Raw genomic sequence first — 12,880 nt, 5'->3', positions numbered from 1 at the left:
GGGCTTCGCACGGGCGACGCGTTTCTCTGTACTGTCGCGGGGTGACTTCGGCTTCCCAGGTTCCCGCCCGCGACTCGGCCGCCGTCGACGTCCTCAACCGGGTCTTCGGCTATCCGTCCTTCCGCGGGCAGCAGCACGAGATCATCGAGCACGTGGCCGGTGGCGGCGACGCGCTCGTGCTCATGCCGACCGGCGGGGGCAAGTCGCTGTGCTACCAGATCCCGGCCCTGGTCCGCCCGGGCACCGGCGTGGTCGTCTCGCCGCTGATCGCCCTGATGCAGGACCAGGTCGACGCGCTGCGCACGCTCGGCGTCCGGGCCAACTTCCTCAACTCCGCGCAGGACTACGACGAGCGCCGCCTGGTCGAGGCCGAGTTCGTCAACGGCGACCTCGACCTGCTCTACGTCGCGCCCGAGGGGCTCGGCGTCGCCGCCACCCAGCGGCTGCTCGACCGGGGCAAGATCTCGCTGTTCGCCATCGACGAGGCGCACTGCGTGTCGCAGTGGGGCCACGACTTCCGGCCCGACTACCTGGGCCTGTCGATGCTGCACGAGCGCTGGCCCGACGTGCCGCGCATCGCGCTCACGGCGACGGCCACGAGTGCCACCCGCGACGAGATCGCCACCCGGCTCCAGCTCACCGACGCGCGGCACTTCACGGCCAGCTTCGACCGGCCCAACATCCAATACCGCATCGTGCCCAAGAACGAACCACGCAAGCAGCTGCTCGAGCTGCTGCGCACCGAGCACCCGGGCGACTCCGGCATCGTCTACTGCCTGTCCCGGGCGTCGGTCGAGCGCACGGCCGAGTTCCTGCAGCAGAACGGGGTCAACGCGCTGCCCTACCACGCCGGGCTCGACAACCGGGTGCGCGCGGCCAACCAGTCCCGCTTCCTGCGGGAGGACGGTCTGGTCATGGTGGCCACGATCGCCTTCGGCATGGGCATCGACAAACCGGACGTCCGCTTCGTGGCCCACCTCGACCTGCCGAAATCGGTCGAGGGCTACTACCAGGAGACGGGCCGCGCCGGCCGCGACGGGCAGCCGTCGACGGCCTGGCTCGCCTACGGCCTGCAAGACGTGGTGCAGCAGCGCAAGATGATCGACAGCTCCGACGGCGATCTGGCCCACCGCCGCAACGCCGGCCGGCACCTCGACGCCATGCTGGCCCTGTGCGAGACGGTGACCTGCCGCCGGTCGCAGCTGCTGAACTACTTCGGCCAGGTCCCGGCCGGCGAGAACTGCGGCAACTGCGACACGTGCCTGGTGCCACCGGAATCGTGGGACGGCACCGTCCCGGCCCAGAAGCTGTTGTCGACAGTGCTGCGGTTGCAGCGCGAGCGCGGGCAGAAGTTCGGCGCCGGCCAGTCCATCGACATCCTGCTCGGCAAGGAGACCGACAAGATCCAGCGGTTCCGCCACCACGAGCTGTCGGTCTTCGGCATCGGCAAAGAGCTGCGCGACGCCGAGTGGCGCGGGGTCGTGCGCAAGCTGCTGGCCGAGGGCCTGCTGGCCGTCGAGGGCGAATACAGCACGCTCGTGCTCACCGACGCCAGCGCCGACGTGCTGCGCGGCCGGACGAAGGTGATGATGCGGCGCGAGGCCCCGGCCAAGGTCAAGGCGCCCCGGCAGCGGGCGGCCGCGGCCCCGGCGGCCGACCTCTCCCCCGCCGACGCCTCGACCTTCGAGCGCCTGCGGACGTGGCGGGCCTCGGTGGCCAAGGAACAGGGCATGCCCGCCTACGTGATCTTCCACGACGCCACGTTGCGGGCGATCGCGGCGCTCAACCCGAAGACGCTGGGCGAGCTGGGCACGGTCAGCGGCGTCGGCCAGGGCAAACTGACCAAATTCGGCCAGCAGGTGCTCGACACCCTGCACGACGGGCCTTCGTCCGGGCCGTCGGTCCCGGCGCCGAGCCCGGGCGTCAGCTCCCGCTTCGGCGACAGCGACCACATCTTCGACGAGGAGCCGCCCGACGTCGACTACGACCACGAGCCCCCGCCGCCCGACTATGAGTGACCTGGCCGATTGGCCGGGAAAGTCGGCCGGGTGACGGTGGCCGGGGCTGGCGCGGGCCCCGTACCGTGCCTGCGGTACGGAGCGTGAAGATCGCTTCGACACGGGAACGAGGGGGACGCACCGTGGGGGCACGTCTGGCCGTGGTGGGCACTGTTCTGGTCGCGCTGACCGGCCTGGGAACACTCAGCGCCTGCTCGGACGACGACAAGTCGTCGAAGGCGGCCTTCGTCGAGGCCGAGAAGCAGGCGGCCGAGAACAGCCTGCCCAAGGGCGACGACGAGAAGTACCTGGGCGCGCTGGCCTCGCTCGACACCAAGCTCACCGCGGACAAGCAGGCCGCGATCGACAACGGCTACAACCTCTGCGTCGACTTCACCAACGGCATGACCACGAGCGAGACCGTCATCGACGCGATCGACCTGTTCCAGGTGGACGCCAAGACGGCGCAGAAGGTCGTGGCCATCGCCAAGACCCACCTCTGCGGCCCGTCGGCCTCGAAGGGCAGCTGAGCCGGACGCGCGTCCTCAGTGCGGGGCGACCACGTTGACCATCCAGGGCACGCCGAACTTGTCGACGAGCTGGCCGTAGACGTCGCCCCACATCTGCTTGCCGAACTCGCCGAACGTGTTGACCTTGAGGTCGCCGCCGAGGACCGAGCGGTAGAACTCCATGGCCTCGCGGGCGGTGCCGTCGAAGGTCAGGTAGGGGTTGAGCTGAGACGCCATCACAGACTCCCTTGGCTGCTGGAACGACTGCGGAACGACCCCGACGCTAGACCTGACCTGCGGCGAATTTGAGTCCTCCCCGGGATCCGCACCCGAACAGTGGGTGCCGATCCCGGGGCGAAACCGACGAATCAGCGGTGATCCGAGCCGGTTGACTCCACCGCCGCACGGCCGGCCTCGAGGCGGGCGATCGGCACCCGGAACGGGGAGCACGACACGTAGTCGAGCCCGACCTCGTGGAAGAAGTGCACCGACTCCGGGTCGCCGCCGTGCTCGCCGCAGACGCCGAGCTTGAGCCCGGGCCGGGTCGCCCGGCCCTCCTCGGTGGCGATGCGCACCAGCCGCCCCACGCCGTCGCGGTCGAGCGACTCGAACGGCGAGATGCCGAAGATGCCCAGTTCCAGGTAGCGCCAGAAGAACGCGCCCTCGACGTCGTCGCGGCTGAAGCCCCACGCCATCTGGGTCAGGTCGTTGGTGCCGAACGAGAAGAACTCGGCCGCCTCGGCGATCTGGCCCGCGGTCAGCGCCGCCCGCGGCACCTCGATCATCGTGCCGATGAGCACCTCGACGCCCGAGTCACCGACCACCTCGGCGATGATCTTCTCGGCCTCGGTGCGTACGGTCTCGAGCTCTTGCACGGCGCCGACCAGCGGCACCATGATCTCGGGCCGGGGCCGGCCGCCCTCGGCGGCCAGCGCCACCGCGGCCTCGGCGATCGCCCGCACCTGCATCGCGAACAGACCCGGGATGACCAGGCCGAGCCGCACGCCGCGCAGGCCGAGCATCGGGTTCGACTCGTGCATGCGCCGCACCGCGGCCAGCATCCGCTCGTCCCGTTCGGCCTGCTCGCCCGACGAGCCGCGCTCCTTGGCCACCGCGACCTGCACCGCCAGTTCCTCCAAAGAGGGCAGGAACTCGTGCAGCGGCGGGTCGATCAGCCGCACGGTGACCGGCAGCCCGTTCATCTCGCGGAAGATCTCGAGGAAGTCGTCGCGTTGCAGCGGTCGCAGCGCGGCCAGCGCGTCGTCGCGCTCGGCCTTGTTGTGGGCCAGGATCAGCCGTTCCACCAGCTCCCGGCGGTCGCCCAGGAACATGTGCTCGGTCCGGCAGAGCCCGATCCCGTGCGCCCCGAAGCGCCGGGCCCGGGCCGCGTCGGGTCCGGTGTCGGCGTTGGTGCGCACCCGCAGCCGGGCCCGCTCGTCGGCGTGCGTCATGATCTGGTGCACCGCCGCCACCAGCGGCTCGTTGGCCAGCCCGGGGTCGAGGTCGCCCTCGAAGTACTGCACCACCTCGGACGGGCGTACCGGAACCTCGCCCCGGTAGACCCGGCCGGTCGTGCCGTCGATCGAGATCACGTCGCCCTCGTGCACGACCTCGCCGTGGACCGTGAACTGGTCGCGGCCCACCTCGACCTGGTCGGCGCCGCAGACACAGGTCTTGCCCATGCCGCGGGCCACCACGGCCGCGTGCGACGTCTTGCCGCCGCGCGAGGTCAGGATGCCCTGGGCCGCGATCATGCCGGGCAGGTCGTCCGGGTTCGTCTCGCGGCGGACCAGGATCACCTGCTCGCCCGCGGCCGCCGCCGCGACCGCCTGGGCCGAGGTGAAGACGACCTTCCCGTACGCCGCGCCGGGCGAGGCGCCCACACCCCGGGTCAGCGCGGCCGGGTCGCCGGCCAGGTCGAACCGCGGGAACATCAGCTGCGCGAGCTGGCCCCCGCTGACCCGGGTGACCGCCTCGTCGAGGTCGATCATGCCCTCCTCGACCAGCTGCGCGGCGATCGTGAAGGCGGCGGCCGCGGTGCGCTTGCCGACCCGGGTCTGCAGCATCCACAGCTTGCCGCGCTCGATGGTGAACTCGATGTCGCACAGGTCGTGGTAGTGCCCCTCGAGCGTGGCCATGATCCGCAGCAGCTCGTCGTACGACTTCTTGTCGATCTTCTCGAGGTCGGCCAGGGGCAGCGTGTTGCGGATGCCGGCCACCACGTCCTCGCCCTGCGCGTTCTGCAGGTAGTCGCCGTAGATGCCGCTCTCACCGGTAGCCGGGTCGCGGGTGAACGCGACGCCCGTACCGGAATCGGGCCCGAGGTTGCCGAAGACCATGGCCACGACGTTGACGGCGGTGCCGAGGTCGGCCGGGATGCGTTCCTGGCGGCGGTAGAGCACGGCCCGGTCGGCGTTCCACGATCGGAAGACGGCCTCGATCGCGAGGTCGAGCTGCTGCCGCGGGTCCTGCGGGAAATCGTGGCCGACGTGCTTCACGAAGACCTTTTTGTACGCCGCCACGAGCGATTTGAGATCGTCGGCGTCCAATTGCACGTCGTCCCGGACGCCCTTGGCCTCCTTCGCCTTGTGCAGCGCGTCCTCGAACTCCTCACCCGGCACGTCGCACACGGTCTTGCCGAACATCTGGATCAGCCGGCGATACGAATCCCAGGCGAATCGGTCATTGCCCCCGGCCTGGCGGGAGAGACCGGCCACCGACTCGTCGTTGAGTCCCACGTTGAGGACGGTCTCCATCATGCCGGGCATCGAGAACTTGGCCCCCGAGCGCACGCTGACCAGCAGCGGATCGGCCGCGTCGCCGAGCTGCCGGCCCATCGCGGACTCGAGGTCGCGAAGATGCCGGTCGATCTCGTCGTCGAGCCCGTCGACATGTGATCCCTCGGCCAGGAATCGCTGGCACGCGTCGGTGGTGATGGTGAAGCCGGCCGGAACCGGCAGGCCGAGATTGGTCATCTCCGCGAGATTGGCGCCCTTGCCCCCGAGAAGGTCTTTCAGATCCTTGTTGCCCTCGGCGAAGTCGTAGACGTACTTTGCCATCGCAGCCACCTCCGGTTTTGAATCCTCGGCCGAACTGGTTTCTGCCCCAAGGTTCGTAAGGCTAAGCAGACGATCACCGAATAGTTAACAGTCCGGTGGGGTATTCCACAGGCGTTAGACACCCGCTGTTCGGTAAGCGCTTTCTCCGCGCAGTTCCGCGCAGCGGGGCGGTCGAGTAGCGTGGCCGCGGTGGAGGGACTCCGGCGCCGGTGCGAGAAGAAGCTGCGTGGCCTGCGCGTGCCCGACCCCTTCGACCTCGACCAGTTCTGCGACGAGGTGGCGGCCCGCCGCGGCCGCCCGCTGATCCGCCGGCCCGTCCCCGGGCTCAGCGCCGAGGCCCCGTGCGGGTTGTGGATCGGCACCGAGCGGGCCGACCATGTCTTCTTCGACCCCGGCACGTCGCCGCTGCACGCCGAGCACATCGTGCTGCACGAGCTGTCGCACATCCTCTGCGGACACTCGGGGGCCGACGCCGCGCTGGCCCGGCTGTTCCCCGATCTCGAGCCGGGCGCCGTGCGGCGCATGCTGGGCCGGGTCGCCTACACCGACGCGCAGGAGCGCGAGGCCGAGATGATGGCCTCGCTGATCCGCGGCCGCTCCGCCCGCGGGCCGCGCACGACGCTCGGCCGGGTGGCCGACGCGCTGGGCTTCGAATGATCCTCGACGTCGCGCTCCTGGCACTGCTGTGGGGCGCGACCGTCATCCGGATCCCGACGCTCTGGCGCGACTCCCGGCAGCGCGCGCTGTGGGCCGCGGTGTGCGCGATCGCGCTGGCCAAGACCGTGTCGTTCGGACCGATCGCGGCCGAGCTGGCGGTGCCGATCCTGCCCCACCTGCTCGGCGTGACGTCGGCCTATTTCCTGCTGCGCTTCATCGCGCTGGTCACCCACACCGGCGTCCGGGCCCGGCAGCTGGCCCTGCTGGTGATCGTGCTGGTGGCGCTGTGCGGGCTCGACGTGCTCGCCCACGGCATCGACACCGAGGCCGACCTGCTGGCCACCGAGCAGGGCTGGGCCGTCGTCGGCTACTGGGTGGTGCTCGAGGCCTACCTGGGCACGGTGCTGGTGACCACGTCGATGCTGTTCTGGCGGATCAGCGGCGAAGCACCCGCCGGGCTGCCGCGGGCCGGACTACGCGTGACCTCGACCGGCACCGCGCTGGTGGCCGCCTACGCCGCGATCAAGGGCAGCCTCATCCTCGTCCACAACCTCGGCACCCACATCGACTTCTCGACCGTCGAGCCGATCGGCCGGACCACGCAGACCAGCGGGCTCATCCTGACGATCGCCGGCCTGCTGGTGCCGGCCACACGGCGGGCCCGGGCCGCGTACGAGGCCTATCGCTCGCTGGTCGTGCTGCGCCCGCTCTGGAAGGCGATGCGCGACGCCTTCCCCGAAGTGATCCTTTTCACGCCACGGCGGGCCGTGATCGAGCTGGCCGGCGTCGACGACGTGCACCTGCGCCTCTACCGCCGGGTCATCGAGATCCGCGACGGCATGCTGGCCCTGCGCCCGTACGCGGCCCCGCACGGCCCGTCGCCGGCCGAGGAGGCGGCCGCCATCGTCGAGGCCCTGCAACGCCGGGCGGCCACGAACCCGCTGGCCGAGCCCGGTTCGTGGGCGCCGGTGGGCCCGGCCATGGCCGACGAGGTGGCCTGGCTCAGCCGGGTGAGCCGCGGTCTCGCAGGCCCTTCTCGGACTCCCACACCCTCTGGATCAGCTCGCTGATCGTGTCGCGGCCGCGCGGCGACACGTCGGCCGCCCGGAGCGCGAGCTCGGTGACCCCGGCGTCGCGGATGGTCCGCAGCAGGTCGAGCTGCGAGTCGATGCGGGTCGTCTGGTCGTCGTCGATGAAGTACGACACCGGCACGCCGAAGTAGGTGGCCAGCGCGGTCAGATGCTGGATCGTCGGGTTGTCCCGGCGCCCGGTGCGCAACTGCCAGATGTACGTGTGCGAGATCGACACGGCCTGCTCGGCCCGGACGGCCTCAGCCACGGCCATGTAACTCGGCTCGGGCCGTAGCTGTTTGAACAGCCTGTCCAGGCGGCCGGCGATGGAGAAGGCGCCCACCACGCCCCTCCTCCCCGTTGGTCAACACGCAGCTTACGACGCCATGAGCAGGGACGCGAGCCTCTCGTCCATGCACATCCCCCGATGCAGGCGCCATAAACTGACGTTGACGGACCCGTAGCAGCCTAGAACACGGGATCCCGCTGCTCAAGAGCCCGAAAAGTCGCCTTGTACTGCTCGCAGCCGCGAACTTGTATCGTCCAAGTTGTGGCGAGCATTGTGGAAGGTCGCGAAGTTTCCGCCTTGTTGGACGAGCTCACCACCATGGTGGGGCGCGAGGATCCCTACGGCCATTACACGAGGCTCCGTGAGCTGGGCCCCGTGCTGCGCGACGCCGACGGCACGTTGATCGTGACCCGGTTCACCGAGTGCCAGTCCGTCTCCCGGGATCACAAGCTCGGCAAGATGCCGGTCGAGCTGCTGCCGCACCTGGGCCTGGCCGACTGGGCCGAGCACCCGGCGCTGTACGGGTACTTCACCAGCCTGCTCGGCATCAATCCGCCCGATCACACCCGGCTGCGGCGGCTGGTCAGCTCCGGCTTCACCGTGCGCCGGGTGCAGGAGCTGCGCCCGGCCACGACCCGCATGATCGACGAGATGATCGAGGCGATGGCCGCCGCGGGCACCGCCGACTTCGTCTCCGTGTTCGCGTTTCCCCTGCCCTGCAACGTGATCAGCGAGCTCCTGGGCGTCCCCGAGGCCGACCGGGCCCAGTTCCAGCACCTGGTGCAGGACTGGTCGGCGGTGCTCGACGAGATCACCCCCGAGGTGCTGCTCAAGGCCGACCCGGCGGCCCAGGCGGTCCGCGACTACCTGGCCGGGCTGGCCGCCGAGCGGCGCCGGCACCCCCGCGGCGACCTGATGAGCGCCATGGTCGAGCACGAGGAGGCGGGCGACCGGCTCACCGGCGACGAGTTGCTGACCATGGCTGGGCTGCTGTTCGCGGCCGGTTTCGAGACGACCACCAACCTGCTCTCGAACGGGCTGGCGGCGCTGCTCGACCATCCCGGGCAGCGGGACGCCCTGCTGGCCGACCCGGCCGCCGCGGTCGAGGAACTGCTCCGCTTCGACTCGCCGGTGCAGAACATCGACCGTACGGTGCTCGAGCCCTCCACTGTCGCCGGCGTGACCCTGGAACCGGGGCAGCGGATCGTGGCCTACACCGGCGCCGCCAACCGCGACCCGCGCCGCTTCACCGACCCCGACCGGCTCGACCTGGGCCGCACCGACAACGCGTCGCTGTCGTTCGGCGGGGGCATCCACTACTGCCTGGGCGCGCCGATGGCCCGGCTCGAGGCGCAGATCGCTTTTCCGCGGCTGCTCGAACGGCTGCCGGGGTTGCGGCGGGTGGAGGGGGCGGAGAGGCGCGACAGCCTGACGATCCGCGGCTTCGACACCCTGCCGGTAAACACCGACTAGGGCCGAGACAGTAAGACGCCGCTGCGAATTCCACGGGGGAAGAACTCGCAACGGCGCACTCGGAACATTAGACGACACCAGGCCGTCGTGTCTATCCCGCCCGGCTATCCGACACGTTGAACGACCGTGCCAACCAGCTTCTGCCAGTCGGCGTCGAAGTTCGAGGCGGCGCTCGCGGTGCCCAGCCGGTAGAGCGCGTACTGGTCCACCAGAACGACGTTTCGGCTGTTCAACACCGCGACGGCGGTGTCCGCCGAGCCCGGGTGGGCCTTGTCGTACGTCTTGTGGCGGATCACCACGAAGCCCTTCCAGCCGGCCTCGTCCAACGTTTTGATCTCGACAGATTCGGTGTACGCCGGTTCGGCCTTGTTGTCGTTGACGGTGGCCGGCACCGACAGGTTGGCCTCGCAGCCGTCGGCCACCGCCCGCAGCGCCGTGTGGGCGGCCGTCGCCAGCGTCGCGTCGCCGAAGACCAGCGCGGTCTGGTCGAGCGTCTGCGCGCCCTTCTGTCCCTCGTCCACGAAGGACGACGCCACCACCTCGCCCCCCGGCGGCACCGTGGGACCGGCTGTCGTGCCGCCGCAGATGCTCACCAGCTTGGCGTTGTCGGGGGGCGAGGCCGGTGGTTGCCAGGTCGGGCCGATCTCGGCCGCCTGCAGCAGCGCGCCGCGCATGGTGGTCACCGCGATCAGCCCGGTCGGCTCCGGCGCCGGCTCGTCGTCCGACGAGCATCCGGCCGCCCCGAGCAGGGCGGCCACCGCCACCGCGGCCAGGCGGGCAACTCTTCCGGTCACGAACATCGGGCCATCGTGCCAGACCGGTGAGCGGGCCCGGCCACGATGGCGGAACTACTACGCACCGGCACAGATCGGAAGACTCTCGGTGACGAATGTCGGACCCTCGGGATAGGGTCCGTTTCATGGCGGACATCGACGCACTCGCCCGGCGGCTGGCCGCCGAACTGGGCGCTGAGCAGGTCGTGACCGACCGGCAAGAGCTCCGGACGTACGAGTGCGACGGGCTCGCCCACTACAAGGTCGTCCCGGCCCTGGTCGTGCTGCCGCACACCGCGGGTCAGGTCGCCACCGTGGTCCGGGCCTGCGCCGAGGCCGGGGTGCCGTTCGTGGCCCGCGGCTCGGGCACCGGGCTGTCCGGCGGCGCCCTGCCCCACGCCGAGGGCGTCCTGATCGTCACCGCCCAGATGCGCCGCATCCTCGAGATCGCCCCGGCCGACGAGCGGGCCGTGGTCGAGCCCGGGGTGATCAACCTGCAGGTCACCCGGGCCGCCACCCCGCACGGCTACTACTACGCGCCCGATCCGTCCAGCCAGCAGATCTGCTCGATCGGCGGCAACGTGGCCGAGAACTCGGGCGGCGCCCACTGCCTCAAGTACGGCTTCACCACCAACCACGTCACCGGCCTGCAGATCGTCACCCCCGACGGCGAGCTGGTGCGGCTGGGCGGCCGGGCCCTCGACCCGCCGGGTTACGACCTGATCGGCGCGTTCGTCGGGTCCGAGGGCACGCTCGGCGTGGCGACCGAGGTGACGGTCAAACTGACCCGGTTGCCCGAGTCGGTGCGCACGCTGCTCGCGGCCTTCCCCAGCATCGACGCGGCCGGGGCGGCCACCTCGGCGATCATCGCGGCCGGGGTGGTGCCGGCCGCCATCGAGATGATGGACGCGCTGGCCATCGAGGCGGCCGAGGCCGCTGTCGCCTGTGGTTATCCGCCGGGGGCGGCGGCCGTGCTGATCGTCGAGCTCGACGGGCCCGCCCCCGAGGTCGAGGCCCAGTTCACCGAGGTCACCGCGCTGTGCCGGGGCGAGGGCGCGTTCGAGATCCGCATCGCGGCCGACGAGGCGGAACGCGCCCTGTTCTGGAAGGGCCGCAAGTCGGCCTTCGCCGCGGTCGGCCGGATCAGCCCCGACTACATCGTGCAGGACGGGGTGATCCCCCGCACCGCGCTGCCCGAGGTGCTGCGCCGCATCAGCGACGTGGCCGACTCGCACGGCGTCCGGGTGGCCAACGTCTTCCATGCGGGCGACGGCAACCTGCACCCCCTGGTGCTGTTCGACGCCCGGGTCGAGGGCGAGGCCGAGCGGGCCGAGACGGTCTCCGGCGCGATCATCGACCTCTGCATCGAGTACGGCGGCTCGATCACCGGCGAGCACGGCGTGGGCCTGGACAAGGCGAAATACATGCCCCGCATGTACGGCGAGGACGACCTCGACACGATGCAGCTGGTGCGCTGCGCCTTCGACCCCGACCACCTGTCCAACCCGGGCAAGGTCTTCCCGGCACCCCGCTTGTGCGGCGAGCGCCCCGGCGGCGACCTCGCGGCCCGCTTCCCAGGCGTGGAAGTTTTTTGATGGGCGCGCTCATCGTCTCCCGCGCCCTGTTCGGCGGCCTCGGCGTGCTCACCCCCTCCCCCAACTGGGCCGGCGACCGCAGTGCGCTCCCCCCTCCGTCCGCGCGACCCGGCAACCTCGACCCGCTCACCCCTCCCCGCGCCCGGGCCAGCGGCCTCGGCCCATTCACCGCCCCCGGCGTTTCGGTCGGGGACGTCGACACGTCCGCCGCCTCCGTCATCCCGATCGGGCAGGTCGACCCGCCCACCGCCGGCGGCGTCCTGGCCGGGAGGTTCTGATGGGGGCGCTCGACGAGCTGACCCGGCCGGCCGGGGACGACGACCATGTCGGTGGGGTGCCGGCGCGGCTGGTCGCCTCACCGGCCTCGACGGCCGAGGCGGCGGCGCTGGTCGCGGCGGCTGGTGACCTGACCGTGGTCGTGCGGGGTGGCGGCACCAAGATTCATTGGGGGCCTTCCCCGCGGGCGCTCGACCTGATCATCGACACGCGGCGGCTGGCCGGGGTGGTCGAGCATGCGGCGGGTGACCTGATCACCGTGCTCGGCGCGGGCACGCCGCTCGACGAGCTCGCGCTCGGTGATCAGCAGCTGGCCATCGACGCCGCGCCGGGGGCGACCGTCGGCGGGGTGGTGGCGACCGGGGCCAGTGGGCCGCGGCGGCTGCACTACGGCACGGCACGTGACCTACTGATCGGCATCACCGTCGTCCGGCCCGACGGGGTGGTGGCCAAGGCGGGCGGCAAGGTGGTCAAGAACGTCGCGGGCTACGACCTGGGCAAGCTCTACACCGGGTCGTACGGGACGCTCGGGCTGATCACCGAATGCGTGTTCCGGCTGCATCCGCGGCCGGCCGCTGCGGCGTACGTGCGCACGACGGCACCGGCTCAGGCCGTGCCGGCGATCCTGGCCGCCCAGGTGGCGCCGACCGCGATCGAGATCGACACCGCCACGGGCGAGCTGGCCGTGCTGCTCGAAGGCACGCCGGGCGGCGTACGGGAAAGGTCTGGTCTGCTCGAGAAGTTGCTGGCCGGCGAGGTGAGCGAGGCCGCGCCCGGGTGGTGGGGCCGCGACCCGTGGACGGCGGACGAGATCGGGATGAAGCTGTCGGTGCCGCTGTCGATGGTGCCGGGGCTGATCGAATCGGGGTCGACGCTGCGCGGGTCGGCCGGGACAGGGGTGCTCTATGCCGCGGCCCACGACATCACCGAGGTCGAACGGCTGCGGGCCCAGTGTGTGCGCAGCGGCGGGCATGCCGTGGTGCTGACCGCGCCGGCCGACGTGCGCGACATCCTCGACATGTGGGGGCCGGTGCCGGGGCTCGCGGTGATGCGCCGGATCAAGGACCAGTTCGATCCGGACCACCGGTTCGCACCGGGACGCTTCGTGGGAGGCATCTGATGGGCCGATTCTCGGGGACGTGCGGCGCTCTCGGCGAGCGGCCGCCGAGAGTCAGCGCGAGC

The 12,880-nt window shown here is 71.0% G+C and carries 12 protein-coding genes; 8 read left to right on the top strand and 4 right to left on the bottom strand.

Translation table 11 applies throughout. From position 1 onward, the window contains the following. Positions 1-41: 41 nt before the first annotated feature. Both recQ and M1L60_RS47710 read left to right on the top strand, forming a co-directional pair. A complete protein-coding gene (gene recQ, locus M1L60_RS05250; RefSeq protein WP_253236133.1) occupies positions 42-2,018 on the top strand; it encodes a DNA helicase RecQ in 1,977 nt (658 codons plus the stop codon). 122 nt (positions 2,019-2,140) lie between these two features. Continuing rightward, positions 2,141-2,527, top strand: coding sequence for a DUF732 domain-containing protein (locus M1L60_RS47710; RefSeq protein WP_253236132.1), 387 nt, complete (start codon positions 2,141-2,143; stop codon positions 2,525-2,527). 15 nt (positions 2,528-2,542) lie between these two features. On the opposite strand, the gene M1L60_RS05240 is transcribed toward M1L60_RS47710, so the two are convergent. Both M1L60_RS05240 and ppdK read right to left on the bottom strand, forming a co-directional pair. Then, positions 2,543-2,743 (bottom strand): VOC family protein, encoded by a 201-nt coding sequence (locus tag M1L60_RS05240; protein WP_253236131.1) that lies wholly within the window; start codon positions 2,741-2,743, stop codon positions 2,543-2,545. A gap of 131 nt (positions 2,744-2,874) precedes the next feature. Continuing rightward, positions 2,875-5,565: a pyruvate, phosphate dikinase gene (ppdK, locus tag M1L60_RS05235; protein WP_253236130.1), complete on the bottom strand. Its 2,691-nt coding sequence runs from the start codon at positions 5,563-5,565 to the stop codon at positions 2,875-2,877. A gap of 189 nt (positions 5,566-5,754) precedes the next feature. Between ppdK and M1L60_RS05230 the strand changes: the two genes are divergently transcribed. Next, positions 5,755-6,222 carry a hypothetical protein gene (locus M1L60_RS05230; RefSeq protein ID WP_253236129.1) on the top strand — a complete coding sequence of 156 codons (468 nt, stop codon included), beginning with the start codon at positions 5,755-5,757 and terminating at the stop codon, positions 6,220-6,222. After that, positions 6,219-7,292, top strand: a complete 1,074-nt coding sequence (locus M1L60_RS05225) for an MAB_1171c family putative transporter (protein ID WP_253236128.1) — start codon at positions 6,219-6,221, stop codon at positions 7,290-7,292. The genes M1L60_RS05230 and M1L60_RS05225 overlap by 4 nt, the downstream gene beginning before the upstream one ends. Here the strand turns inward: M1L60_RS05225 and M1L60_RS05220 are convergent. Then, positions 7,225-7,635 (bottom strand): helix-turn-helix domain-containing protein, encoded by a 411-nt coding sequence (locus tag M1L60_RS05220; protein ID WP_253236127.1) that lies wholly within the window; start codon positions 7,633-7,635, stop codon positions 7,225-7,227. The genes M1L60_RS05225 and M1L60_RS05220 overlap by 68 nt on opposite strands. Positions 7,636-7,842: 207 nt before the next feature. Between M1L60_RS05220 and M1L60_RS05215 the strand changes: the two genes are divergently transcribed. Next, positions 7,843-9,054 (top strand): cytochrome P450, encoded by a 1,212-nt coding sequence (locus M1L60_RS05215; protein WP_253236126.1) that lies wholly within the window; start codon positions 7,843-7,845, stop codon positions 9,052-9,054. Positions 9,055-9,158: 104 nt separating this feature from the next. On the opposite strand, the gene M1L60_RS05210 is transcribed toward M1L60_RS05215, so the two are convergent. Then, entirely contained in the window at positions 9,159-9,854 is a 696-nt protein-coding gene (locus M1L60_RS05210; RefSeq protein WP_253236125.1) for a hypothetical protein, read from the bottom strand. Positions 9,855-9,973: 119 nt separating this feature from the next. On the opposite strand from M1L60_RS05210, the gene M1L60_RS05205 reads away from it, so the two are divergent. Genes M1L60_RS05205 through M1L60_RS05195 form a run of 3 tightly spaced genes read left to right on the top strand, consistent with a single transcriptional unit; the run spans position 9,974 to position 12,818 of the window. Further along, a complete protein-coding gene (locus M1L60_RS05205) occupies positions 9,974-11,422 on the top strand; it encodes an FAD-linked oxidase C-terminal domain-containing protein (protein ID WP_253236124.1) in 1,449 nt (482 codons plus the stop codon). Next, complete coding sequence (locus M1L60_RS05200; RefSeq protein ID WP_253236123.1) at positions 11,422-11,700, top strand: hypothetical protein; 279 nt, start codon at positions 11,422-11,424, stop codon at positions 11,698-11,700. Before M1L60_RS05205 ends, M1L60_RS05200 begins: the two co-directional genes overlap by 1 nt. Continuing rightward, a complete protein-coding gene (locus M1L60_RS05195; protein ID WP_253236122.1) occupies positions 11,700-12,818 on the top strand; it encodes an FAD-binding oxidoreductase in 1,119 nt (372 codons plus the stop codon). Before M1L60_RS05200 ends, M1L60_RS05195 begins: the two co-directional genes overlap by 1 nt. Positions 12,819-12,880 lie beyond the last annotated feature (62 nt).

It is taken from the genome of Paractinoplanes aksuensis, assembly GCF_024137025.1.
Lineage (GTDB): Bacteria > Actinomycetota > Actinomycetes > Mycobacteriales > Micromonosporaceae > Actinoplanes > Actinoplanes aksuensis.
Note: the sequence above shows the minus strand (reverse complement) of the source record. Positions and strands in the feature narration are given on the sequence as shown.

What these genes read in the sequence shown, in the direction of transcription:
- M1L60_RS05240 (WP_253236131.1), bottom strand. Translation starts at nt 2,743, where the DNA reads ATGGCGTCTCAGCTCAACCCCTACCTGACCTTCGACGGCACCGCCCGC.
- ppdK (WP_253236130.1), bottom strand. Translation starts at nt 5,565, where the DNA reads ATGGCAAAGTACGTCTACGACTTCGCCGAGGGCAACAAGGATCTGAAA.
- M1L60_RS05225 (WP_253236128.1), top strand. Translation starts at nt 6,219, where the DNA reads ATGATCCTCGACGTCGCGCTCCTGGCACTGCTGTGGGGCGCGACCGTC.
- M1L60_RS05210 (WP_253236125.1), bottom strand. Translation starts at nt 9,854, where the DNA reads ATGTTCGTGACCGGAAGAGTTGCCCGCCTGGCCGCGGTGGCGGTGGCC.
- M1L60_RS05205 (WP_253236124.1), top strand. Translation starts at nt 9,974, where the DNA reads ATGGCGGACATCGACGCACTCGCCCGGCGGCTGGCCGCCGAACTGGGC.
- M1L60_RS05200 (WP_253236123.1), top strand. Translation starts at nt 11,422, where the DNA reads ATGGGCGCGCTCATCGTCTCCCGCGCCCTGTTCGGCGGCCTCGGCGTG.
- M1L60_RS05195 (WP_253236122.1), top strand. Translation starts at nt 11,700, where the DNA reads ATGGGGGCGCTCGACGAGCTGACCCGGCCGGCCGGGGACGACGACCAT.